This is a genomic window from Lysinibacillus sp. NPDC093197 (genome assembly GCF_044754025.1).
Taxonomy (GTDB): Bacteria; Bacillota; Bacilli; order Bacillales_A; family Planococcaceae; genus Lysinibacillus.
Window position 1 is genome coordinate 796115 of record NZ_JBIVOH010000002.1, and the last position, 25810, is coordinate 821924.

Annotated in this window: 24 protein-coding genes and 1 other annotated feature; of the genes, 5 read left to right on the plus strand and 19 right to left on the minus strand. The window is 33.0% G+C overall.

Going from position 1 to position 25810, the window contains the following annotated elements:
* Nucleotides 1–17: 17 nt before the first annotated feature.
* From ACIP9G_RS09825 to proS, 9 genes are all read right to left on the minus strand, one after another.
* The gene (locus ACIP9G_RS09825) at nucleotides 18–1373 is read right to left on the minus strand and encodes a VanW family protein (protein WP_401019007.1); all 1356 of its coding nucleotides are present in this window, start codon (nucleotides 1371–1373) and stop codon (nucleotides 18–20) included.
* 319 nt (nucleotides 1374–1692) lie between these two features.
* Nucleotides 1693–3210 carry a DUF7305 domain-containing protein gene (locus tag ACIP9G_RS09830; protein WP_401019008.1) on the minus strand — a complete coding sequence of 506 codons (1518 nt, stop codon included), beginning with the start codon at nucleotides 3208–3210 and terminating at the stop codon, nucleotides 1693–1695.
* Nucleotides 3210–3644 carry a PulJ/GspJ family protein gene (locus ACIP9G_RS09835; protein ID WP_401019009.1) on the minus strand — a complete coding sequence of 145 codons (435 nt, stop codon included), beginning with the start codon at nucleotides 3642–3644 and terminating at the stop codon, nucleotides 3210–3212. Before ACIP9G_RS09835 ends, ACIP9G_RS09830 begins: the two co-directional genes overlap by 1 nt.
* A 6-nt stretch (nucleotides 3645–3650) precedes the next feature.
* On the minus strand, nucleotides 3651–4109 hold the full coding sequence (locus ACIP9G_RS09840; RefSeq protein ID WP_401019010.1) for a prepilin-type N-terminal cleavage/methylation domain-containing protein: 459 nt from the start codon (nucleotides 4107–4109) through the stop codon (nucleotides 3651–3653).
* 307 nt (nucleotides 4110–4416) lie between these two features.
* Nucleotides 4417–6495, minus strand: coding sequence for a DUF2339 domain-containing protein (locus tag ACIP9G_RS09845; protein ID WP_401019011.1), 2079 nt, complete (start codon nucleotides 6493–6495; stop codon nucleotides 4417–4419).
* A 90-nt stretch (nucleotides 6496–6585) separates the two neighbouring features.
* Nucleotides 6586–6837 carry a phage holin gene (locus ACIP9G_RS09850; RefSeq protein WP_401019012.1) on the minus strand — a complete coding sequence of 84 codons (252 nt, stop codon included), beginning with the start codon at nucleotides 6835–6837 and terminating at the stop codon, nucleotides 6586–6588.
* A gap of 695 nt (nucleotides 6838–7532) precedes the next feature.
* Complete coding sequence (locus ACIP9G_RS09855) at nucleotides 7533–7709, minus strand: competence pheromone ComX (protein ID WP_340825597.1); 177 nt, start codon at nucleotides 7707–7709, stop codon at nucleotides 7533–7535.
* Nucleotides 7710–7723: 14 nt separating this feature from the next.
* Complete coding sequence (locus ACIP9G_RS09860; RefSeq protein WP_401019013.1) at nucleotides 7724–8593, minus strand: class 1 isoprenoid biosynthesis enzyme; 870 nt, start codon at nucleotides 8591–8593, stop codon at nucleotides 7724–7726.
* Nucleotides 8594–9093: 500 nt separating this feature from the next.
* Nucleotides 9094–10530 carry a proline--tRNA ligase gene (proS, locus tag ACIP9G_RS09865; RefSeq protein ID WP_401019015.1) on the minus strand — a complete coding sequence of 479 codons (1437 nt, stop codon included), beginning with the start codon at nucleotides 10528–10530 and terminating at the stop codon, nucleotides 9094–9096.
* 50 nt (nucleotides 10531–10580) lie between these two features.
* Nucleotides 10581–10796 (minus strand) — a binding site (T-box leader).
* A 251-nt stretch (nucleotides 10797–11047) separates the two neighbouring features.
* On the opposite strand from proS, the gene ACIP9G_RS09870 reads away from it, so the two are divergent.
* Both ACIP9G_RS09870 and ACIP9G_RS09875 read left to right on the plus strand, forming a co-directional pair.
* Nucleotides 11048–11410 (plus strand): YbgA family protein, encoded by a 363-nt coding sequence (locus ACIP9G_RS09870; protein WP_401019016.1) that lies wholly within the window; start codon nucleotides 11048–11050, stop codon nucleotides 11408–11410.
* Between the two features lie 58 nt (nucleotides 11411–11468).
* Complete coding sequence (locus tag ACIP9G_RS09875; protein WP_401019018.1) at nucleotides 11469–11813, plus strand: BRCT domain-containing protein; 345 nt, start codon at nucleotides 11469–11471, stop codon at nucleotides 11811–11813.
* 103 nt (nucleotides 11814–11916) lie between these two features.
* Here the strand turns inward: ACIP9G_RS09875 and ACIP9G_RS09880 are convergent, their stop codons facing one another.
* Nucleotides 11917–12708, minus strand: coding sequence for a protein NO VEIN domain-containing protein (locus ACIP9G_RS09880; RefSeq protein WP_401019019.1), 792 nt, complete (start codon nucleotides 12706–12708; stop codon nucleotides 11917–11919).
* A gap of 295 nt (nucleotides 12709–13003) precedes the next feature.
* On the opposite strand from ACIP9G_RS09880, the gene ACIP9G_RS09885 reads away from it, so the two are divergent.
* On the plus strand, nucleotides 13004–14590 hold the full coding sequence (locus tag ACIP9G_RS09885; protein WP_401019020.1) for a flagellin N-terminal helical domain-containing protein: 1587 nt from the start codon (nucleotides 13004–13006) through the stop codon (nucleotides 14588–14590).
* A 108-nt stretch (nucleotides 14591–14698) separates the two neighbouring features.
* On the opposite strand, the gene ACIP9G_RS09890 is transcribed toward ACIP9G_RS09885, so the two are convergent.
* The 6 genes from ACIP9G_RS09890 to ACIP9G_RS09915 all read right to left on the minus strand — a co-directional run bounded on the left by ACIP9G_RS09890 (nucleotide 14699) and on the right by ACIP9G_RS09915 (nucleotide 20547).
* Nucleotides 14699–15352 (minus strand): peptidylprolyl isomerase, encoded by a 654-nt coding sequence (locus tag ACIP9G_RS09890; RefSeq protein WP_401019021.1) that lies wholly within the window; start codon nucleotides 15350–15352, stop codon nucleotides 14699–14701.
* 75 nt (nucleotides 15353–15427) lie between these two features.
* Nucleotides 15428–16261: a metallophosphoesterase gene (locus tag ACIP9G_RS09895; protein ID WP_340825611.1), complete on the minus strand. Its 834-nt coding sequence runs from the start codon at nucleotides 16259–16261 to the stop codon at nucleotides 15428–15430.
* A gap of 142 nt (nucleotides 16262–16403) precedes the next feature.
* Entirely contained in the window at nucleotides 16404–17804 is a 1401-nt protein-coding gene (locus ACIP9G_RS09900; protein WP_401019023.1) for a HAMP domain-containing sensor histidine kinase, read from the minus strand.
* Entirely contained in the window at nucleotides 17788–18435 is a 648-nt protein-coding gene (locus tag ACIP9G_RS09905) for a response regulator transcription factor (RefSeq protein ID WP_340825613.1), read from the minus strand. The genes ACIP9G_RS09900 and ACIP9G_RS09905 overlap by 17 nt, the downstream gene beginning before the upstream one ends.
* A 91-nt stretch (nucleotides 18436–18526) precedes the next feature.
* Complete coding sequence (locus tag ACIP9G_RS09910; RefSeq protein WP_401019024.1) at nucleotides 18527–19852, minus strand: glycoside hydrolase family 5 protein; 1326 nt, start codon at nucleotides 19850–19852, stop codon at nucleotides 18527–18529.
* A 299-nt stretch (nucleotides 19853–20151) separates the two neighbouring features.
* On the minus strand, nucleotides 20152–20547 hold the full coding sequence (locus ACIP9G_RS09915) for a DUF3992 domain-containing protein (RefSeq protein ID WP_401019026.1): 396 nt from the start codon (nucleotides 20545–20547) through the stop codon (nucleotides 20152–20154).
* 304 nt (nucleotides 20548–20851) lie between these two features.
* Between ACIP9G_RS09915 and ACIP9G_RS09920 the strand changes: the two genes are divergently transcribed.
* Nucleotides 20852–21823, plus strand: a complete 972-nt coding sequence (locus ACIP9G_RS09920) for a BMQ_0737 family morphogenetic spore coat protein (RefSeq protein WP_401019028.1) — start codon at nucleotides 20852–20854, stop codon at nucleotides 21821–21823.
* A gap of 267 nt (nucleotides 21824–22090) precedes the next feature.
* On the opposite strand, the gene cntE is transcribed toward ACIP9G_RS09920, so the two are convergent.
* Complete coding sequence (gene cntE, locus ACIP9G_RS09925) at nucleotides 22091–23287, minus strand: staphylopine family metallophore export MFS transporter CntE (protein ID WP_401019030.1); 1197 nt, start codon at nucleotides 23285–23287, stop codon at nucleotides 22091–22093.
* A gap of 315 nt (nucleotides 23288–23602) precedes the next feature.
* On the opposite strand from cntE, the gene ACIP9G_RS09930 reads away from it, so the two are divergent.
* Nucleotides 23603–24025, plus strand: a complete 423-nt coding sequence (locus tag ACIP9G_RS09930; protein WP_401019032.1) for a hypothetical protein — start codon at nucleotides 23603–23605, stop codon at nucleotides 24023–24025.
* Nucleotides 24026–24229: 204 nt separating this feature from the next.
* Here ACIP9G_RS09930 and ACIP9G_RS09935 read toward each other — a convergent pair whose 3' ends face one another.
* Complete coding sequence (locus ACIP9G_RS09935; protein ID WP_401019034.1) at nucleotides 24230–24697, minus strand: hypothetical protein; 468 nt, start codon at nucleotides 24695–24697, stop codon at nucleotides 24230–24232.
* 15 nt (nucleotides 24698–24712) lie between these two features.
* The gene (locus ACIP9G_RS09940) at nucleotides 24713–25381 is read right to left on the minus strand and encodes a hypothetical protein (protein WP_401019035.1); all 669 of its coding nucleotides are present in this window, start codon (nucleotides 25379–25381) and stop codon (nucleotides 24713–24715) included.
* Nucleotides 25382–25810 lie beyond the last annotated feature (429 nt).

Below are 25810 nucleotides of genomic sequence, written 5' to 3' on the forward strand. Positions count from 1 at the left end.
TGCATATGCTCCTCTCATTACGGACTTGTTTGTACAAAATTACCGCCTTTATCGTAGTAACCATAAACAATTTCCGGATCATTCGACGATGTTGTATTTGAAGATCCACTTGTATTCGAAGTGTTACTATTGGTAGATGGATTTTTAGAAGGTTGTTCTGGCGAATCCGCTAATCCGTCCCCATCTAAATCAAGCTGTAAATCCGCATCATTTGAAGTATCTCCTGTACCATCACTTACTGCAGGCTGTCTTGAAGATTGAACGACAATTCTATTGATTGGTGCGTAGTAATCACGGCTCACCAATTCTTCTCTAGAACTACCGTTTTCCATTATCGATCGATACACTTCTACTCGCACACCTTCTTGTCCATTTTGTATAATCTCTTCTTGTCCAATGGCTAAATCTTTTGAATAGCGAGTAATGATTCGCGGCTGTACGATTTTATCTTTACTTACACGAACGGTAATTTCTTTTTCTTTGTTTTGAGCTAATAATTCTACTTTTAATGAGTCGTTTTCAATCATTAGTTTTAACTTACTCGGTTGATCGGCATCATTGATAAATTGCAAATCTTTATTTAATGCACGATTGACTGCTGCATCCAAACCTTGTTGTAAATACTCAATCTTTTTGTCTTGTGAATGGCGCTCTAAAATCTCAAATTCTGTTTGCAGTACCGTATGATAAATTAAAGAAGCTACAAAATTTAACCCTTCACTATTGGCTTCCTCTGCCTTTTCTCCTATAACGCTTATCAAGGAGAACGGCTCATTCGGAGCGATAATGTAGTCATTTAACGTATTTACTAGTGCTAAAACACCTTTTGCATTTGTCGGTATTTGCTCGATTGATAATGCTAATCGCTCTGCTTCCATAGAAGTCGTATTTGCAACGGTTGCTTCAATGCTATGTTTATTTAAATAAGATGCTTGCGCTATAACTTCATTTAAAGTTGTTTCTGCCTCCCATACCCCCATAGATTCAAGCTGTTTTGTCAGTTGCTCGTCCCCTATGACTTGTAAAGGAATATGAACTGTTCGTTTTCCCTCCCAAAAGGCAAACCAAGGCTTATCCGTTAAATTGCGATATTCAGCCACCGAACTTGCGACGTCAAATACTAACAATTTTGGATCGAGTGATGTTGTTACACCTGCACCTTCTACAGTAATTGGCGTATCTTGCCAAACACGAATAGCTTCTTGCAAAGCTACCTCTATTGCATCCTCTTCTAAATCTTTTACTAAAACGCCTCCAATTGTGGAGCCATCACCTTTTGCTAGCGCACGATCTATGATTAGATTCGGAAGCCATAAAGCTAACAGCACAACTAAACCTACTATAATCGCACCCAACTTCAAATATAATTTCATAGCCTCACAACCTTTACTAATTTATTGAAAAAATGAATGTCTATTATATTATTTAAAATCGTTACTATATATCTATATTTTTATAATACTACAAAGGTATCTCGTTTGAATATACCTTTTTACCCAAACTTTGGCATGTTTCAGAATTCCGACATCATTTTTTATGCTATATTATTCAATTAATTAATAATTAATAGGAGAATAATAGGTTAGCCAAAACGAAAAAAAGGCCAAAACCCGTATAATCTCGAGTTCAGACCTTAATTGCTTAATGAAATTAATAACAGAGTACCTCACTTTTAGCGATTATTTTCACCTATTAATCTACTTCAAGCATACTATTAGAAATGGTTAAATTATCATTTTCTTCATACTTTATCTCTTCTCCAGAAGTGATGTCAGAACTTGAATTCTTTTGATAAGTAACAGTAGGATTACCACTACTTTTCACATTATAGGCCATTATCCCCCCAATCACTGTACCTGACCCACTTAATTTCACTTCAGCATTCGGTGCATAAATATACGTATTATGATTAAAGGATCCCCCACCTATTGAAATACTTGGCCCACCTGAATAAATACTTCCTTGTATGCTACCTGAACCATCAATCTTAATTGATGCAGTTTTAACGTAAATAGACGCCTTCGTTCTAGAATCACCAGCAAACTCCATATTGGATGACCCGTTATAATATAAATTTAGGTTTTCAAAACTCCCACTGTTATTCATAGTTGAACTACCCATAAATTTAAAACTATCTTTTATATAAATGTTCAGTTTGCCTGAACCTATTATGTTAAAATTCCCCTGTTCATTAAATGCAAAATTATCGATGTATAAATTCTTATCTGAATCCCCTACATCTATTGTCAATACTCTATTAGATGCAACTGTGAAATTTTTTAAATACATATCTTGAGTAAGAGGAAGAACTCCACTGAATTTTGCAACTCCGTTTATATTTCCATTACCACCACCATCAATTTTAATTGAATTATTATCTAAATTAAGTTGCGTTTTTTTCCCATCAATCGTTACTTGTATGGACTTAGTATGCGGTTTTGAACTTAAATTAGAAAACAGACTTTCCGGAAAAGCCGGTAATATGTTTTCAGGAAATGCAATATTCCCAATAAACTCATTTGAAATATTCATCCAACTTGGCTTTGAAAAATTTTCTGGTGTCACTCCAATTTTGCCTTTAATATTTGTTCCACCTTGGGTAATACTGATTTTTCCGCTATCGGAGACTACATCCCCATTAAATGTACCCCCACCAAGTTCTATATTTTTTATAGCATGGATTGCAGAGGTATTGGTAAACGTCGATCCAGTCGAAGTTCCATTGCCCAAATCAATTGTTATCGTTTGTGCAACAATTCTATTTTTGTTTCCTAATGTCCCTACGGAATTTATCTTATATTGCAATGGCTCCAAATTCACTTGGTCGACTGTAATCTCAGCAATAGGATTTTGTTTAAATTGTTCCTCATAAGTTACTGAACTAGGGAGCGTATTTAAACTACTATCAAATGCATTAACAAAATGCGCTTTGAATTTTTCAGGTGTTCTCTCTTTAGCTGGTAATTTGTTGAATATTAAACGAGTTTCATCATATGTAGTTAATACAAGTTGCTCAAAATTCTTTTTTGTTTTGTTTAAGCCACCCTCTGCAATATAAAACACCGATTGATCGTCGCGTTCACTGGTAGAAATTTTTAACGAATTAGATGTTAATGTCAAAAGGGAGATACCAAGAATGGATATTAAAGCAACTAATAAAACGACTAAAATTAGAGAATAGCCCTTTTCTTGTTTAATATATTTAAGCATTAAATCCCTCCTCTAAAATAAATAGTTGATAAAAAGGGTTTATTACCTGGTTGCGTAATTTCAATCGTAATATAGTTCCCCATGTTATCAATCTTAAAATTTAAAACATTCGAAGCTATAACTTCCGTATTTCTTGTTAGTATTTGATCCTCACGATTAAATTTATAAATATATTCTTCCGAGTTTTGATTGTTTTTTAATGTATATTCATCACCACTGGATTTTAATTGTGTAGATTTACGTGCATCTTTAGTAATGACTTTTAAAGCATAGCTTGCATCAGTTAATTGCATGCTCGATTTCATTTGTTTATTACTAGTATTATTACTATTTATTAAAATGCTTAGTAGAAATACCGAAATGATTGTTACTATTATGGTCGCAGCTAGCACTTCTAGTAGGGTCATACCTTTTTCATTTTGAAGTTTCGACATAAGATTCTACCTCTTTTCCACAAAACTAAAAATGTTCTCTACTTTAGCCTTTAAGACCTTACCACTAGAATCATAAACCTCAATGATAATTCTCACTGTATTATCTGGTGATAAGTCTTTTGCTTTCACTATTATTTGTTCTTTGTTTTTAGCATACGAAGGTATCGTTGGATTGTATAAAGTAAGATTGTTTGTTGAATTCGCTTCATCCTTTGTGTAAGGAAATGCTGTTTCCCATGTATCTTTAGTAGCATATTTGAAATAGCTATACATTTTCTCCATTTCTTGCTGCGCTAAATAAGTTGCGTCTATAATTTGTTCAGAGCTTTTTCCCGTTTTATTTGATTGAATAAGCAGACCGAAAAATGATAATAAAATTAAAGTTATGATGACGATTGAAGCAACGACTTCAACTAATGAAAAACCCAGGTTATTATTGTATAATCCCCTTTTTTTAAGCTGCATTTTCCTCTCTCCCTATTTTTCAAATTAATTATGTAAACCACAAAAATTAATGGAATTTATTAGTATGAAACATCCTGATAGCATTCAATAAATTTCCTTTACAGTATGCTATTTATACTATTTCATATATACTCAATAATTACAATACTCCTTATCAATATGATATTTTATTTATTTAATTTATTCTTCAATTTTAAAATGAATACAAAGAACCAAATCCAAATATTTTCCTATAACGTAAAAGACCGTTTACTAGTAAAAATTAGTAAACGGTCTTTATAAAAAATATAGATTTTCACATAACATTTTATTTCCTCAACAACCGCCCCGACAGCAGCATGCCAATCCCACCAATTGCAATGAAAAGTACTGCTCTTATTAATAAATCGAGTGCCGATAAATCGAAGAATATAAGCTTTACAAATGCGATGGCTAGTATGGCAAAGCCAGAAAGCCGAAGTATTCGTAAATGTCGTACTGAGCCGAGCCATAGTGATAAACTTGCCGACAAGAATAGTGTTATTGTCGTGAATGCAATACTGAGTTTCCAATCCAGTAGATTATTGTAAGCTAGCTGTGACACTAGACCGCATAGTGCAATCATCGTGAATACTACGCTTGCGCTGACAATTGGATCTAAAAATTTCGTCATATGTTGTTGATAAATTTGATAAATACGCCCCTTCATCAGTAAATCAAGGATGATAGCTACAAATACTGCAATATAAACTAATCTAGTACCAATATTCAACCATACAATTCCTTGTACATTATATGGGATCACACTGAGCATGAGCGTAACAAGAAGGAAAAACAGACCGACAACTGGCGTTAATGCACGGCCTTTATATTTTTCAGGTAGCAACAGCGAGCCCACAAACAGTATCACTATACCGATACTCATCAAATGCGGGAAATTGCTAGCACTTGTAACATAAACACTATCAAGCTTAGCAATATAGGCAAGGAAGTATCCAGCTGTAATAACAGCTAAAATATCTGTCACATATAAATCCTTCATTATTTTCTCAAAAGCATTCAATGTTTCCTTCTGACGTATTGTATACATATAAATAATTAACAAGTATACGCCAGGCAGTATTAAGCTAATATGTCCTATGCTAAAAAATGGGGTCGGCTCATGTACGATATAGCTTAAAATAAGTGCAATTGAAAACCCGAATGAACTAACAACCTTCATTAAACTTGCTCGTAGTCGTAAGCTCATCATAACACCTGCAAATGTCATGAATGGTAAAAGTAAATCATCAACCTTTTCTGGTATATTCATAATCAATACTGTATTACAAAGTGTAATAAATGCGAGTGTTACAGCACTATCAAATGCCTCCTGCCATTTTTGCTTATAGCTATAACCCGCTACAGTTACAAACAAAATACATAGTCCAAGCAATAGTACCTCATTATATTCAAGCCGACTACTTACGAGGTTCATAAGGAGTAAACTAAAGATCCCTAAACTAAATTGTAGTCCAGCATGAATATGCTTCGATTTAGATTCAGCATTATATAAGCGACACCAACTCGTGTAAAAGATTGCAAGTGTAATGAGCAATCCTATTGCAAAAACAACTCGATTGTCACTATTCATAAACGCTACAATACTTACTGCCATAATAGAGAAAAAGGTTGTGACATAGAGCGCAATTTTTTGTTTATGTTGAAGAATAACAAATTGCAACATCGTAAACAGGACGATCACAAAAATTAATATAATGAACGCGCTAAAATCCATATACTCTAGTAAATAAGGTAGTAACAACGAGGTAAAAGCAACAAATAAAGTAAGCACTTCGTTTTTCTTTAAATAGCTAATGGCTATACCATAGACAATAAACCCAAAGGCAATGAACAATGCTAAAGTTAAGCCTAATACCTCGTATAAAATAGCACCAGCCGCAGTTGTTAAAATTCCTACGATAAATGCCCCACCGTATAAGGAAATGGTTACAGCTGGAGATGCCATCTTTTTCTGCTCTAAAACATAAGCTATAGCCCCTAATGCGATTGATAATAAATAAGCGAGGATGATTTTCACCTCGTTCGATAAGTAGCCATAATCACTAACTAGCTTTAGCCCCCATAACACTCCCAGCACTAAAATAACCATAAAGACTTTCGGGAGCGCCCACATAATTTGCTCCTCAAATGAACGCTGTGGCTGAGCATTAGTTTTCGGTGTTGATTTTTGTATTGGTGTTGGTGTTGGCTTTGGTAATGCAGGTTGTACAGTAATGGATCGGTTAACATTTTTTACAGTTGTCTTTTGTTGTGACTGTTGTTGCTTTAACACATCCATTTCCTGCCGTAACTCTTCCATCTCCTTTTCAAGCTTAGCGATTCGCTGCTCCATTTCAAGCGACAATCAATCATCCCCCTAGCTATTAGAATTTTCTTACATTATATCATATTCATTCTATTGTAAAATTACACTTTTTTAAATGTAATGAAATGTTTATCTTGGTCTGCGATACATTAAAGCACGTTCACTATCACTGGTGCCACTTGTAGTCGGATCAACAACAACCCCCATTAATACAAGAATCGATAACACTGTATTCAAAATGGACGTTAGTTGCTCGCTCATTCCGCTTGTTAAATCAAAGCCGAACATAGCTCCCACTTGCTGAGCGAGTAGTAGCAGCATGGAAAACAACGCTAATACAAACGGCTTATGCATGAATCGAACTTTCCAGTTAATTCTCATATTTGCTCACCTCCCCCCTTCCTCACTACAGTATATGCGCCTTACGACTTGGCACATATGCAAAAATATAGCTTTACAAAGAGGAATTTATAATTTCTTCCCAATAAAATTGTCGTTTCAATTTCTATTAACGATAGTTACAGTTTTATCGGCGATTGGAACTAGCTTATCAGCGATTTACATTGTTTTATCGGCGATTGGAACTAGTTAATCGGCGATTCACGCCGACTTACCGGCGATGACCACCTTTTCTATGAACTAAAATTTACAACATTACATAATATAGAAATGAACTAATGAATAAAGGGTGATGTAGAAAATGTCTTACAGAGAAAGACCTGATGTGTGGGACGAAGATGGAAGGGATATTGATCGTTGGGAAAATGACGGTGGTAGAAGTCATTTAATAAGACAGAGAATTTCCGCTTAGCCACTTGTCTGCTTTACAGAAGTATTGTAAATACAAATGGGCTGTCTATTACTTAAGATAGCCTATTTGTATTTGTTTCGAATATGTGTGTTATGTAAAAAAAGGAGATGAACTATTGATACATAGCTTCATCCCCTCTAATTCTAAGCTTATCATTTACGTCAATAATTTGTAAAATCCTCCCTATTTGTGTTTAAACAAGTACTCCTAATGACAGGACTATTAACCACAATGGAAAGTCTACAAATGACCTTAGTGGTAATAATTACGCGCGCCAGTAAGCAGAAAGATTATTTTTTAATACTTTCTTTTCGCCTTGTTCAAAAGACTCTAAAATTAAATTTTTTTCAAATTCATTGATATTTAAAAGCGATACTTTATTCTCTTTTAAAAGGTCTAAAATGTTTTTGTTTTTTTGAAGATATTGAGTAATTTCTAACATGTCCTTCACCTCATCTAAATATATTGTTTGAATATTTCAACATTTTGTGTTGGATATACTTCTTTTAATAAGTCTAGTGCAAGATTAAGATATTTAGATTGTATTAGATGCACGTAAACGTGTAATCCAGAATCTACAATCTGCTGTTTAGTAATACAAATCTTCGTAGTTGCATTCCCTTGCTGTCTATAATACAATCGCAATTCGTCAAATGCCGAATCCTCGAATTGTAATAAATATAGTAAAGGCAAGGTTCTTTTTTTAACTTGTAAATCTCTTTGTAAATTTAATAAGTCGTTATAATCATTTTTAAGTTGAGCGACAATTGCGATATAGTGCGCACTCATTTCAAGCATTGTTGTATACTTTCCAGTCGCTAACACTGCGCCAAGCGTGGATGAAAGTGCTATTAATGAACCTGATTTCTTTTTAACAACATCTATATACATTTCTTCAGATGTTATCTTGTTCATTAAGTCATGATGCTGTCCGTCAACCGCTTGTAGTAAGAAATGGCAAAATAAACGAGTAACCTCACTTTTATAAGGTATCTCTAGCTTTTCTAGCTCCAACAATACGATACTAACTAAAGCTGTAGAAGCATTCAACAATATGTTCCCATCTATTCCCCACTTTGATTCATCACCGTCTTCAATATCATCAACGATATCCGTAAAAAGAATCCATAATTCTAGAAGATTAAAAACTTCTTCTATAGATTTCGTTAATGTGCCACCATTCATTTGAAAATGCAATTTACTTAAACCACTAAAATCACCACCTTCATGTTGATCTAATAAGTCGTTTAAACAGCGATTAAACTCATCTGATAGTTGATAATTACCTGCAATTATCTTTAATGATTGCTTAATTCCCTCCATCATTCACCCTACCAATTATTTATTTTATTGAGATTTCACCTTACAGCTTTCTAACGATTAAAATGGACTGTTAACAATGCGCAATATTTTGGATGTTCGACTCTGGTATATCAAATACAATTTAACCTCACATCAATGAAAGCGCTTACTGAAATGACTTAAAAAGTTCTAACCATTTATTACATTGGACTTACATATGTATCATACTCTCTAAACAAACTAGAGGTAAAAAAATAAAAATGTCTGCTGGTTCTACAACTATTTTTCCTATTACTTACTAGTATATCATCTATCCTTAAAATGTAAATATATACATATTTTAAACTATTAACACTTTTAAACCAATTAATAATAAAAATTATGTATTATTATTACAATTATCTTTCTAAAATCTATATTAGTGATATTAAATTTTTTAGAGCCGTAGAATATGAGTAAAAAGTCATTAATAAAGCGTTTCAACAAAATTGTTGAAACGCTTTATATTTGTACTTCGTCGTAAATTAGTAAGCTCGTGCAAACCAAACTGTATGTTTTGCTTCATGCCCACAATGAATGCAAGTATCCTTTGTAACTGGTGGGTTAAATGGAATGTTACGTGTTGTGAATTTTGTCTCTTCTTTTACCTTTTCTTCACATGCATCGTCTCCACACCAACCTGCTAAAATCCAACCTGGTATTGTTTCATTCTGTTCAGCTTGAGTTAAATGTTGTTGTAACTGCTCCATTGAATCAATATGTGTATGCGAGTTATTCGCACGGAAAGCTTTTGCTTTTTCGAAAAGACGTGTTTGCATTGTTTCAAGTTCTGTTTCAATGCTTTCAACAATTGTTTCTAAAGATACAGAAACTTTTTCTTCTTCATCACGGGCTTTCATTAAACCTTGTTGATTCTCTAAATCACGTGGTCCCAACTCAATACGTACCGGTACACCTTTTAACTCCCACTCATTAAATTTATAGCCTGGCGATTGATCCGAGTCATCAAGGCGAACACGAATTCCTTTTGCTTTTAACGCTGCAAAAATTTCATCTAATTTCTCGATAATAGCAGGGTTCTTTTTCCATGGTCCAACAGGGATTAACACAACTTGAGTCGGTGCAATCTTTGGTGGTAAAACAAGACCTTGCTCATCGCCATGCACCATGATGACAGACCCGATTAATCGTGTCGATGTACCCCAAGAAGTTGTATGCACATAAACATGTTTATTTTCTTTATTTAAATATTTTATATCAAATGCTTCAGCAAATTTTGTACCTAAGTAATGGGATGTACCCGCTTGCACAGCTTTTCCATCCTTCATCATCGCTTCAATAGAGAATGTATCAACCGCTCCAGCAAAACGTTCAGATGGTGTCTTTTGTCCATCATATACTGGAATCGCTAGCAAGCCTTCTACTACTTCTTTGTAAATTGCTAACATTTGCATTGTCTCTTTACGTGCATCTTCTTCATCGACATGGGCAGTATGACCTTCTTGCCATAAAAATTCAGAAGTACGGATAAACGGTAGCGTTTTCTTCTCCCAACGGAATACATTTGCCCATTGATTAATTAAAACTGGAAGATCACGATAACTTTTAATCCAATTTGAATATAAATGTCCAATCATTGTTTCAGAAGTTGGACGTAATGCTAAGCGCTCCTCTAACTTCTCACCCGCCGCTTCTGTAACCCATGGAAGCTCTGGTGAAAATCCTTCAATATGATCTTTTTCCTTTTGAAAAAATGATTCTGGTATTAACATCGGGAAGTAAGCATTGCGGTGACCTGTTTCCTTAAACCGCTTATCCATCTCAGCTTGAATGTGCTCCCATAATTCATAGCCGTCTGGTTTAAAAGCAATACAGCCACGAACTGGCGTATAATCCATTAAATCCGCTTTTTGAATCGTATCCACATACCATTTTGAAAAATCGTTTATTTTTTGAGCCATCTTCTTTTCCTCCTATGTTTTAAATAATAAAAAAAGCATAAAGCATCCTAATAAAGGACGTCTTTACGCTAATTGACGTGGTACCACCTTAGTTCGACTTAATAACTATATTAAGTCCTCTAAACGTTTGTAACGAAACGACTCGGTTAGTTGTTAACTGACATCTCCGTGGTAGGGTTCAATAAGAAGAGGTGATATAGCTTTCAGCCTAGGCTATACTTTCTGTTTCACAATACTTATTTACTTGATCACATCATCGATTTATTATTTATACATTAATATACCAATTTGCTAAATGTAATTCAATCATTACTGTCATACATCCCCACATATTACCCTACCCAACGAAGGAAATCCCGCTCGGCGTTTTAAAAATAGGGCAAGACCTTCTCATCTCTCCCAACTTACATTGTTTTATTTGTTTGTTTAGCTAAAATATCATAGAAATGTCGTTAATCAACATGTATGATGTTTATACTGTAATAAATTTAAACAATTGTTATGGGAAGGTGATTGTATGAAACGTCAACGAACTGAAAAATTATGGCGAGAAGAAAAGTATCGTGTCATGTTTCATAGCCAAAAGCATTACAATCAGCTTCGGCTGGCAATGCGCGATATACTGCCCCATGAACAAATTGAACAATTGATCGAAGATGCATTACAACAAATACCTACTGACGGCAGCATGCGCAATGCGTGCCAGCATATGTGGGGGTATTTCCGTAAAGTTGCTACATCCGAGGAAAAGCAAAAATATGAGAAATTGCTCATCACTGGTCAAATACAGGCGCTTCTTTGCTTTTTACAGCAATTATCCATACAATATAACATTACATATTTACGACAAAGTACTATTTTAAAAATACCGGAAGAGTAAGTCTAATTTTAAAGCAAGATATTACACTCCTTTAAAATCAACCTCTTAGGAGACCAACATGAACAAAAATCAGGACAATACAGAAGTTATCTACCTATCCAATCCATCCGAACGTTTAATGCATCCATTTTATAATAAACAAATCGTCTTTACAGGAGCCCTCTCCACAATGACACGCTCTGAAGCTGCAAAAAAGGCCCGAGCTTGTGGAGCTTTCATGCAAGGGGCTGTGACAAAAGAGACAGATTTCCTTATTCTTGGCAAAAACCGACGAGAAAAAAGCACAAAACATTTAAAGGCTGAGCAGTTAATTCAACTCGGTCACGACATTCAAATTATAGCTGAAGATGATTTTATTTGGCTTATTTCAATGCAAAAAGAGTATGTACCATCGTCTTTATAATTATGAAACCATAGATGATACACATATACATGTCCCAATCCAAGGCGATATTTTGATTTATTAGCATCCCTTGGATTAGGATTTAAGCTATTTATTAATCTTGTTAATTTTCTCCTAATGAAACCCTCCATTTAATAGGCACTAAATTAATTTTATTTGCTTCAATTAATTGATTAAAATTATTTATCTCTTTAATCTCTTTGCATTTTTTTTGCTCTAGGTCTATTCCTCTCACTAGAGCTATACAATATTGGTCTCCTAGCTTTTTTGCTTTTTCGAATTCGTTAATTGATATATAGAATTGTAATTGAGTTGATGTACTACCTTTAACTTCGATGTATTTTTCACTACCGTCTTCATAAAAAGAGATAATATCATAACCTTCACGGCAATTCTGAGGGGAAACACGTTTCACCTTTTCTGCTAAATTAGTGAATCCTTTAGAAATTAAAGAATTTTTTTCATATTCTTCAACTATTAATTCTCCAAGTTCCCCAATCTTTTTTTGTTTCTCCAATAAAGAATCTAATTGGTCTTGTGTAAAAACACCTTTAACAGTATCCTCTGACATTGCATGCTCGATATCGATATCAGAGTAACTATTAATAGCATTATCACCTAATTCCCATACTCCCCGATCACTATCATTCTTTAGAATTCCTTTATCAACTAATTGCTGTCTTGCCCACCTTACATTATTGTGCCATTTTAATTCTTTGGTATTTTCATTGACAGTTTTTTTCCTAAGATCATCACTTAATTCAAAATAATCTGCTAAAGGTTCATATATTTCATTTGCTTTAGCTTTTCCACCCCTTTTATAAAGTTCTAATACTAATGGATAGTGAATAAGTGATTGATTAGGATAAACATCATTAAATTTTTTGTATTTCATATTGCATTTCCCCCATATAACAAGATTTATTATAATTTACATCTAAAATACAACATTTTCCATATTAAATCTATATTATTCTCAATAAAATTTAATTGTTAATTCAAAGTGGACCTTGCTTTTTTCTATATTTTTTAAAGTGCAATATTTTAAAGCTCCATTTCTAACTTCAACTATTTTTTATGTTACGATGCTAATCTAATTTTCTCATTAAATTTGTTACTCAATTTCTTAATTGTTTAATATTGGTTTTTAATGATATAATGTATCTACTTTTATTTATAGGAGAATAGTTATGATAATTCAACAAAACAAAGGCCTATTTACTCAAAACCGCTATAATTATGCGAATACTGAACTAAATAAAACCCTTAATAAATTATCTTCCGGTTATCAAATTAATAAAGCTGCCGATAATGCAGCTGGGCTTGGCATTAGCGAAAAAATGAGAGGTCAAATTCGCGGTCTCGAACAAGCAGAGCAAAATGGACTTGCAGGTATTTCACTTATTCAAACTGCTGAATCAGGGCTTGCACAAATACAAAATCCAAATTTAATTCGTTTGCGTGAACTTACACTACAAGCATGTAATGATACATTGACAGATCAAGATCGGGCACTTATTCAAAAAGAGATCGATGCTATAAAAAATGGTATTAACGACATCGCAAATAACACTGAATTTAATACTATTCATCCTTTACGTCAAGATAAATTATCTGGCTACTTTGAAATTGAAGGTGCCGAAAACTATACGATGAATAAATATCTTGCACTAAATGTTGCTCCAGATGGCAGCTTTGATTTGCGTACAAACCAAGGATATCCAGGTAGTGAAAATGATGATAATAAAATTTTAATTTATGGTTCGGGTAAGGAAACAACTAAACCTTCAATCTTAATAAATGGTAGTTCTAGCGATTTAAAAGCAAATATACTGCATCCTACTACTTTTTCAAACGGTACGTTTAAAACGGTATATTCCATTAATGGCATACAAGTAACACAATATGTAAAATTAGTTGAAGATCAATATGAATTTAAATATAGTATTGAAAATACAAGCAACAGTTCACAAAATGTTGGTTTCTATTTCCATATGGATACAATGCTAGATAACGATGATAGAGCACCAATTATTGTAGATAATCAACAATTGGCTAATGAAAAAAGTTATGTTGGAAGTGATGTCCCTAATTCATTTGAAGTATTTAATAATGCTGGAAATGCGGAATTAAAAGCGAAAGGAACAATCACAGGAAACAATATCCTTGTAGCTCCAGACGAATTTCGCGTTGGGCAATACTTAAATATCCAATCGCCCACTTGGACTGAAAATAATCGACCAGTTGGTGATAGCGGTTATGCATTGAAATGGAATGAACGTGCACTTGCACCAGGTGAAACTTTAGAAGTTAATACATTTTACGGATTAGGCGTACCGCCATCTGTAATAGAAAGCACGTGGACACCATCAACAGTTGATCCAGATTATTTAACGCTACAAATCGGTCCAAATTCTGGACACCATTTTAAAGTTGTATTAACGGATGCGCGAATAGATGCGTTAGGTATTGAGGGGCTAAACATATTAACTCGCGAAAATGCTGAACAATCACTTGCCTTCATTGATAATGCTAGCCTATATGTATCGAAAGAACGTTCAAAATACGGGGCTTATCAAAATGCGTTAGAACATATATTAAGTAATGTTCGTAATACAAATGAAAATCTAACTTCTGCTGAGTCCAAATTACGTGATACAGATATGGCAAAGGAGATTTCTAAATTACAAAGAGATCAAGTTTTATTACAGTCATCCCAATCCATGATGGCTCAAATTAATCAAATGAGCCAAGGTGTTTTAGAATTACTGAAATAAAAAAATAAGGAGCAAAATGATCTTTGTTTCTCCAAAGAAAAGCACGTTGACCAGCCGCAATACTGCGGTCAATCAACGTGCTTTTAAATTTTAGTAGTATGTCTAATACTATTTTTGCACTACTGGTGCAGGATAGTCAAAGCCCTTTGTATCCACTTCGACTTTTTTCATGATTTGATCTTCGAACGGCTTATCTGTAGCATCTCGATCAACTGCAACAATCTCATCTACCGTTTCCATACCTTCGATGACTTTTCCAAATGCAGCATAATCACCATCAAGATGGGACGCTTCTTCAGTCATAATAAAAAATTGTGAGCCCGCAGAATTTGGATTGTCATTCGTCCGTGCCATTGAAATAACACCGCGCTCATGTTTTAAATTATTTTCAAAGCCATTATTCGTAAACTCACCGTTAATCGAGTACTCTGGTCCACCAGATCCATTTCCAGCAGGATCTCCACCTTGAACCATAAAGCCAGGAATTACACGATGAAAAATAAGCCCATCATAAAAACCATCTTTTACTAAAGAAATAAAATTAGCAACTGTATTCGGTGCTACTTTAGGCTCTAGTTCAATAACAATTTTTTTATCGTCATTCATCGTAATTGTCACAATTGGATTTTCTTTCACTGCAGATGCATAATCTACTTTTTCTTCCACTGTCTTATCCTCTTTTGATGTTCCACAACCTGTCAGAACAAAAGCTAGTGCCATCAGACTAAAGACAAAATACAATACTTTAGATTGTGCCAACATTCTTTCAACTCCCTATATAATCAGTTTATTAAAGTATATAACTATAAGATTATTTAAGACAACTTATATATAATCTTACAAATGAATATTAAAAACGGAGATTTCAGGTGGGACCATAAAACGAGCTGGAATTCTAGATGTCCCTATTCCGGTATTTACATAAAGCTGCATCCCATTGCTTTTATTAATAGTATAAAATCCATCACTATATTTTTCAGCTAAGGAAGTAGTCATTGTTTTCATAAATGGAATTTTTATTTGTCCTCCATGACTATGCCCAGCTAACAGCAAATTAATTGAAGTATCTTTTAATAAGTCTGCCATATCTGGTTCATGCATAAGTACAATTTTATAATCAAAACTATCATCCAATTGCGATAACAATTGGTCTATATCTGGATTTCCAAGCAAACCATCATCCAATCCTCCGATAAATAGCTTCTTATCATTTAATACAGTAACATTTACTCCACTATTTTTTAATAAAGTAAAACCTGAATTCGTTAATAAATCTTCATATATTTTAAAAGCACCACCACCGTAATCGCGGTTTCCCCAAACTGCATATTTCCCCACGGTAGCTTTAAGCTTTGATAAATTTTCAGTTACTTGTTGTTTCTGTTGAAATGTAGAAAAATTTTCGAATAAATCCCCTGTAAAAACAATAATATCAGGTGATAATTGATTAATCTTTTCTACTAAACGGTTTAATTGTTTTATTGTGTAAGTTTCACTAACTTGAATATCAGATATTTGAACTACTTTGACTGATTCACCTTTGTCTTCATTTAAATCATACGAATGAATGACAAGCCTTGTTGGTTCAACTTTAAAAGCGTACCCTACAAATAAACCTATTAATACCATCAGTAATAAAACTATTTTTACAATCCTTTTAAAACTCTTCATTCCAATATAAATGCCCCTTTCAAATCTATAACCATTATTATAAAGGTGCTATGTTACAGTAATATGTACTTTTTATGATTGTTAGAAAAAGGCACTCAATAAATGAAAAAAACGTGCACCAAATAGATGCCCGTTCTTTGTTTTATTTTGATTCAACTAAATCAAACCATATCGTAAAACGAATATACGAGTCTACTAACACCACTTCATACTGTAAATCATTTTTAGTTAAGATGCTAGCAACAATCGACAATCCTAAGCCTGTCCCGCTAATTTCTTTGTTCCTCGATTCTTCTGCTACATAAAATGCATCCCAAATAAAAGGAAGATGCTCTTGTTGCAAACTTGTCGTTTTATTTCGTATCGAGAACTTTATTTTGTTTTTATCTTCATTTGTTAAGTTGATTTCGAAATACTGCTCTTCGCCATATTTAATGGCGTTGCTTATTAAATTATTCATTACAATCTCTATTTGATTACTATCTTCATAAATAAAGGAATGTTGTATTAAATCTAAATTTTGCACTACATGCACATTGTTATTTCTTAATGAAATATTATATTGTGTAATAATTTTTTGAATAAGATTCTTTAATTTGAATGGCTCTTTTTTCACTTCTAATTCGTGGATTTTAGATAATTTGATTAAATAATCCACCATTTCTGAAGTGTAATTTACTTGTTCTAAAATAATATCCGTATAGGAGCCATCATCAAAACCATCTTTAATACCAATTGTATATGCTTGTATTAATGACAAGGGTGTTTTTACTTCATGAGAGATACTTGAAATTAACGTATTTAAACTTTGATTTTTCTTTTCTAATTGTGAATGAACATTTTTCAAAGAATTACTCATTTCATTAATACTGTGTGACAACTCCTCAATTTCATCGCCTGAGGTTATCTCCACTTGTTTAAAGTTTAAATTTGTAATATCTTTTGCTACGTTTTTTAATTTTTCTAAAGGAGTAATAATTTTCTTAGAGAATAGTGCTACCAATAATATACTAATTATAATTCCTAGCAATAAGGAATATAAATATAATTGGTTTACTATTTTTAAAGCATCAGTATTATGAGCAACTACTGTTCCTACTAACACTAAATGTTGATCTTTCTCATACAGCACAGTTAGAAGGCTCGACTTTAGTTTTCCTTGATTAAATAATAGTCTTACTGTTTTTCCTTCCTTTATTTTTTCTAGAGAATTCTCCGTAATCCAAAATTTATTTAAAACAATTTTATCTTTCAACAATGCAAATTCGATATTTTCATTAATTTCATCGGTACTACCGCTATTTTGAATAATAACAATTGTAACGTTATTATCATTTTCAATTTTTTCTTGTGTTTCTATTAGTTGTGGAATTGTTAAATCCTTTAGCTCTTCATAAACGGCGTTAACATTATTTTTCATTTTAAATAAATAATAATTAGCCGAAAAGTAATTGTTTAACAAAAAGGAAACACCGAAAACGATGAGCATAATTACACTCACCATCAATAACAATTTCTTTCCAATTTTATTCAACTTTATCATTAAAGCTATACCCCATTCCTCTATGGGTTATAATATGGTCATCTCCAATCTTGTCACGCAGCCTATTAATGTGCGTATCGACTGTACGTTCCTCACCAAGATAGTCCAAGCCCCAAACCATTGATAACAAAGAATTTCTAGATAATACTTGCCCTTTATTTTCATATAAAATCTTCAATAAGTCATATTCTTTTTTAGAGAGTACTATGTCTTCTTCGTCCTTAAATACTTTCTTACTTTGTAAATTGATTTTCAAATTCCTTATTTCAGCCAACTTTTCTGTTCCGAGCATTTTTTTCACTCTTAAAATTAATATTCGCGGATCAAATGGCTTACGAATATATTCATCTGCCCCAATATCTAATGCCATAAATTCATCATCATTCGACGACTTTGCTGTTAACATGACCACTTTCGTTAAGCTTACTTTCTTTATTTCTCTGCATACTTCAATGCCACTTAACTTAGGCATCATCCAATCCAAAACTGCAAGATCGATTTTTTTTGAATAAAAAATTTCAAGTGCTTCTTCTCCTTCAAAAGCAATACTGACATTAAAACCTTCCTTTTCAAAATAGGTTTTCAAGATAGCAGTCATGTGTTTCTCATCATCAGCTATTAGTATATTCACTTTATATAAACTCCTTATCTGTCTTACCAGTAACACTTCTCATAATAAAAGGCAAAAGGTGAAAACCTTAAAAGAAGACTTCACCTTTTTTCTAACATTTATACGATAGCGTAGCATACGTATTTTTCTTTTCTAATCCATTTTTCAGGGCACCCCATAATGGATTACTTACTTCTACTTGTTCTCGATTTGGTAGCTCTCCTTTTTCAAATGCCTCCCAATATTTCCAATTTGGCGGTTGCTCTCCTAATTGATAATCCATGCCTTCCCATGTGTCTTCACGGAATGCATAGAACGCCCAATGCCAGCCATATTCATCAAAAATTGAAATAAGATCTGATAAATATTGATCAGCACCTTTGACCATTCGGTTAATGCCGAATTCTTCCGCAATGATTCGATTAGCAGGAATATTATTTTCTTTTGCCCACTTATCTACAGGTTGTAAAAAGTCTTGTAAAGTATCTTTATTAAACATTTTTTCCGTTTTCTGCTCTCCTACTTTCACCTTGCCAGGATAAGCATACTCGAATCCTCGTTTACGATTTTGACTTGTCATTTCATATGGCTCATACATATGAAATGCGTACAGTACATTATCATCCTGGATTGGTTTCAGATACTCAAATGACCAAGGAGTTGCATATAATCCAGAATTAAGAATAATCGGTGTATCTTTATCCACCAAGCGAATCGCTTCTACAATCGTTTCATACAATTTATTTAAATCGGCAGCTGTATTTTCCACTTGACTATACCAGTCACTATAATCTTGCGTCCAAAAATCATTAAATCCTGTAGCTGTTTCAGGGTGTGGCTCATTCACTAAATTATATCCAACAACAGCGGGATGATCCTTCAATCTAGTAGCAAGATCTTGCCAAAACTGCGCTGATTGCTGATGATAACTTAAATCCTGCCATATTCGATCATCGTTTTGACGATTATTAAATTGTCTCCAACGATTTCCTGGCAAACTTAAAACTGTTAACACTACTTTTGAACCTCGTTCATAAGCTGCATCCAAGTCTGCTTTTAATGCTTCAAAATCTTCTTCTACAATACCTTCATAATGATCTACATTACCAATTAAAAAATCTTTTTTGGGATTTGAATCTGGCTGATCATTAAATAAAAAATCTCTGTCCTTTGACCATTTATCTGGAGCTAAGCGTATAAATTCGATGTTTTCTTTATTAGCTTCTGTATAGTTTTCTGGTATGGATTTTGAATTCATGAAATTGGTACCTTTTTTCTGTTCATCCCAAAATGATAACTTGCTTGCTAGTGTACCTGCCTCTATATTTATTTGTTTTTCTTCTTCCTGTTTACTAGCACATCCTCCTACGAGTAATAGGACAAAAACTATAATTAACGAAAGAATACTCCTTTTCGAACGATTTTGATTGACTCTCATCTCCTCACCTCACAAGCATTGTAAAATACTAATGTCACAAGCATGTCACATAAAAAAATTCATTAATTACTACGTTATCTCTTATGTATATAAAATAGTCATATTAAACACTTGGTACAATGCTTTTTGAACGAGGCAGTATTCAAGATACAAGGTGATAGAATTCTACAAAAAATTTAGCAATGATAGCCTAAAAAGCCAATTTCCCAGCATTTTAGGAAATCGGCTATCAACTTTTTTAATATGAAAATAATCCACATTATTCTTTGCATACCTTACTGTTGTTAACTCAAAAATAATTAAGAAAGTTCATATCGAGGTGTAATACAGAATTCGCCAGCAGCTGGTAGTGCTACTGTTGCACCTGTTGCAAATACACGAATCGTATCGAATCGTGAAATTGTAAAAGTAAAGGCTCCTCCAATTGGCACTACAGTTTGTCTAACGACAGTACCACCCGTTCCTGCAACAGGGTCAGCTCCCTTTACAAATTGAACAGTAAGAGGGAAGTTACCAGTATTTTTTATAAATCCGGACGCAAAAATAACCTCGTTTGCATTTGTAGCGTAAATGATTTCAGCACCAACTACATCGTCACCTGCAACTGTGAAACTATTACATACTTTATCTTGTACATATTTTTTAGGCTCGCAACAACTAAAGTTACCGACAATATTTCCAGAACTTTGACACATAAATTATTTTCAACTCCTTCTAAAGTAATTTAATCGTTCTATATAGTAAATGCTTTGTGTTAAAAAGAATTTAGACTACTGTAACGCTATATTTAAAAGCCCATAATATTTTTAGTTGCCTATCCTTTCCATAATAATTTAAATGTTTGAAGTTTCTTTTCAAATTAATAACCAATTTCTACTTAATGCTTTATAAACCTTATTAAAGCTAGGAATTAATGCTCAAACATCGCCGTGACCACATTAATTTTAAGAACATAGTCTAGATAAAACTATTACTTTGAAGGGAGGAACAAGGAGAATCATGAAAAATGAGAAACCATCCGTTCATTGTGTAAAAGTATCTAAACTATATGATTGGGTTAATAAATCAACGGTTATAAAGTTAAAAGAAATTATTCAGCTAGATCAAAAAAAGTTTGATGATGTGATTTGTTGTAATTTTTCGGTTCCAAGTGGCGAATTGGAACGCACCATTTTATGGACAACGTACGGCATTAACCAAATTGGTGGCTCAATTTGCATTAATTTTAAAAGTGGCCATGGTAATATTTTATCTGTATTTGTTAATGGTGGAAAACAAGCAGAAATTAACGAAGGTAGTTCATTTTCAGCAACCTTTACACATCTCGAATCTATTGAAGTCCAATGTAATGGCGAAAATACGCCAAGCTGCCACGGGGAATTTAAAATAATGTTTCATTATCACCCAAGCGATGATTACAAAATAAATTCAACGAGAGATATTAAGAAAACAATTTGTTATGTATGTGATTGTCATGGGAATCCTATTACTTGTGATAGTAGTTGCTTAATTACATGCAAAGAATTGACATGTTCAGAAAATAGAGAATGCGTTCAAGTTAAGGATGAGCGAGGAGAAACTATTTTACTTCATACAGTTGATTTTTTAGTAGAAGGTTTTATTTGCGTTCAATTTATAAATAATAAAGGTGAAATTTGTTCTAAATATATTTTTCCATTTTCTGAAGTTGAAACTGTTCTTTTATGTGCCCCTCCCGATACAGAAATTAATTCTAGAGTAATCGATGTTAATTGCAGAACTCATATTATTCCGTCATCTTCGTTTTATAACAATACAAATTGCATAGAGTTGGTTATAATGCTTTCGATTTGTCAAAGCATCTATTCCTATAATAAGGTCATCATTGAACTTATGGCCACTCTTTGTCAACCACGTAAAATTACTGATTTGCATTCAGAAGTTCAGGAAAATGTTCCACTACAATCTTTAATTTCACCACCAATTATATAGGTAAAAGTTCTCCCAAAGGATTTCGAAGATATTTTCCGAAAACCTTTGGTTATTTGATGCTAATAACATATTTTCATAAAGTACTTTCCTCTAATTCCTCTTTGCTTCTAGTTTTGTGTTTGTGCGCATTCATCACCTCATACCTCTAATAATTTTATCGAAATGCATTATGTCTGCTAACGTAAAAAACTTTATACGGACGAGATTATCTTTGAAATAGAAAATCCCTCTTGTTCAAACTAGTTGAGAAGAAGGATGAGTAATTGCTTAACAAATATTACGTTTTAAGAGGACTAATCCAATAGCTATGAAAGCCACAATGGAACATACAATAAACATAAAGGCATACGATGAATACTGTACGACCACTCCCATTGCCAAACTCCCAAATGAAAATCCTAAATCATAAGTTGCAAGATAAACCCCTAGTAAAATATGTTTTTTCTTTTCTGGAATGGCAAACGATATGTAGGTCACAATTGTAGGATATAACATGGCAGATGCTAAACCATTAAACATAGCAGAGAGATAAATGAAGTAGCCAAGATGTTCCCCGAAAGCTAGCATTGTTGTTCCAATGCTGGATGACAAAAGTACAAGTATAATGAAACTCGGATGCCAATGTCCGTCAGAGGGGATTCGTTTTCGCAAAATAAAACGACTTCCTACTACGACAAGCGCTTGGATAAATAAATATACTGCTAGATTCCCAAGATTGAACTTTAACATATATAGAGGTAAAAACGTCGATATTGCACCAATTATTGTAGAACCTAATATCATTGTAATAGCTGCAATAACGAGTCCTTTACTACTTGTCGTTTTTTTGACTGCACCAAGCAATTCTCGAAATGAAAAAGCAAGAACTGTCTTTTGCTGATTTGGTAAAGGTGCACGAAAAAATAATAATAGAGGCAAAATCGCTAATACAACGATACAACCAAATAAGTATTTTGCATCTAATTGTTGCCAAAGATTTATAGCCAATATAGGACCATAGAGAGAAGGCATAACTGTTGAAAGAGTATACATTGACATGCCTTGTCCACGATCTTTATTTCTTAACAAGTCACTTATGCCTAGTTGCATCGACATTGAAAAAAAGGCGAGTACGATTCCCTGCAACACTCGCACAACGTAAAGGCTATGAATACCAAATAATATATAAAGCGTAAGTGTGACAGCATGCCCTATTAAAAGCCATTTCATCATTTTTTTCACACTATACTTCGCAATCATCTGGCCTGCCCACGGTCTTAATATCATACATACAAACATGGTGATGCCCATTATAAAGCCTATTTCACCTTCAGAAAAACCACTTTTCTCAGCTTGCAGTGGGAAAATAATTGTTAAAATTGAAGACGCTGTGAAAAATAACATAGACAATAAATAGAGTTGAAGCATTGCTAAAGAAAGTGGTGTAAAAGTACTTTCCATTAAACTACTATTTTTACCTGTCATGATGTTACGCCTACCTTTTACTTTATAACCTCACATTACATTCTCCATCATTCGATTGAGAATCATTTTCATTTAACGATATAGTAGTCTATTCTCTTTTTTTCGTCAATAACTTTTAATAATTTTTCGGAAGAGAAAAATACACCTAACCCAAGGTCTTTAGCGGAAAATATTTTCTTTAGTTTCCTCCAGGATTTCTTTCTTATTTACTATTTTATAAGAAAAACAAAACAGATTTGCCTCGTTTCTTTTCAATTTACAAACAAAGATATATGTATATAAAATAGATAAAAAAGTAGTTATGGGGGTGGAGTAATGCATAAAAGCAATAGTTCATTCATTGTAGCGTCTACAAATATTATCATTATATCTTTAGCCCAAATTCTTTATTGGACATTCCTAGAAGACTCAATAAATATGATGATTTATCAATTTTTACTTTTCCCATTTACCTTAGTGTTGATTAATATAATTTTTTGGTTTAGCAAATTTAAACTACAGTTTTATCAACACGCACTTTTTGCCTACACTGCGTTCTTTAGTTCGATTATTATTACGTTTATTGCAGTTCTATCAACTCCTGCTCAAGAATTGCCACCTGGCGAAATTGTATTATTTGCAGATGTGTTATTTGTTGTCATTACAATAACAATACAGATGATTATCTTGTTGTTGTTAAATTCCATAATTTATGTGGTTTATAGAATCTACCATTCCCGAAATAAAATTTTTAATTAAGGTTGATAATATGTCAATAATGTCCCTTTAGTATTGAAAGCATTAATACATAAAAAACAATAAAGCATGATATGCTCCCAGGTGTAAGCGTATAAAACAAATAAAATTTTGAGAGCATATCAATTGGGATAGTGAGGTGCTTTCAAATTAGCTCCTCTTTACTTCCAAAAGGTATTTACTTTGTATTACATAGCAGTTGTATTTTTAATGGAGGACATCAGTATTATTTGTAATTACAATGTTTTCTTTACTAATATTTGCTTCCTCCGAATCTTGTTTGAAAACATTGATGATTCCATCTACTACGTTTTGAATAATTTGGTCATCAAATGTTGACTCCGTGCGTAGCACAACTGAACATGTTATTTCTTGATTCTTTGTATCGCCTATATTTGATTCAGAGGTTGCCGAAACTAGCACATCTTCACCTTTTAAACCTGTTTGTTCTGCTATGAGTGATTGTATATCTGCTTTTTTTTCGTCAAACCACTTCATTGTTTCTTCATCGACTTTTTCCATAATTGATACCTTCATTTCACCATTTGGCAATATCTCAGTCAATTCACTTGTAACCTCGGGTTTCGGTTTTGGTTGTCCAATAAGATAGTACGATACAGCAAAAGTCACAGGAAGCATAGAAAATAGTATTGTTTTTTTAGATTTGCTATTCATCGATATCACACCTTTTTAATTTACTTGATATGAATAGTTAACTACTAAAGTTCCACCGACAAGGCTTCCTAATGAAACATCATTGAAATTTATAGTTTTATCCGCTAGAAGAACACGTTTATATGAGATATATCCTCCCGTACTTACAATAATATTATTGTTATTTCTTATGTAGGTGTTATTATTTCCTACGCTATAGCCAGAAGGAGGTGTACCAATTATAGAAACATTATTTACCGTTATTCTATATACATCTTTTCCAGGAGCAATTGGACTACCCGTAGTATAATTCACAGTATATATAGTTACATCTCCAGAGCCTACTATGTTCGTAAGTCTTAAACTATAATTATAATTTGTATTTGCTTTAATAGAATCTCTACTACTACCAATTGCTCTTGTTCTTAAAACCTCTTGATTAGAAATTTCAGCATTTACAATAACCCCTTCTCCAACTGGAATATCATAAACTAATGAAGGTTGATTATTAAAATCTTGATTTGCATGTTCATTTAAGTAGTCAAATACAATTCCTATTCTTCTATCAATTTCTTCTTGATCAATATCAATATCATTTTCATTCCCATAATTGACTTCCGAGGAAATTGATTCTGCTAAAGCTTTATTTTCTCCTATACCTATTGAAACTAATAATAAAAGTAATACAAACATGAATTTTTTCATAAATTTTTCACTCCTATATTTTTACTTTAAGGATGTTTACGTTATTTCTTTACTTTTTATAGATTCTAGTAGAGAAATAGTATCACTAGGCAAATTTGTATTTTTCTAATGTACTCCGCTACACATCATTTGTGTAAAAGCGATAGAAGACAAACAACTAAAAAAATTCATTTACTTAAGTTTAACTACTATTAAATTTCAAATGAATCATCATACCTATTCAAACTCCTTTCAATTTCTTTAATAATTTATCAGAAATTTTTTGTTTTTTCAATTAATAATAGAGGGAAATTATTAAATTTTTTTCACTTTGATAAACTTAAGTTAAGTGCAACTCAGGAGCTGCATATACAATCGAAGATGATAATAACCGATTTTTCGATATTCTAATACAAACTAAAGATCTTACTTATACTACTGATTCAAACA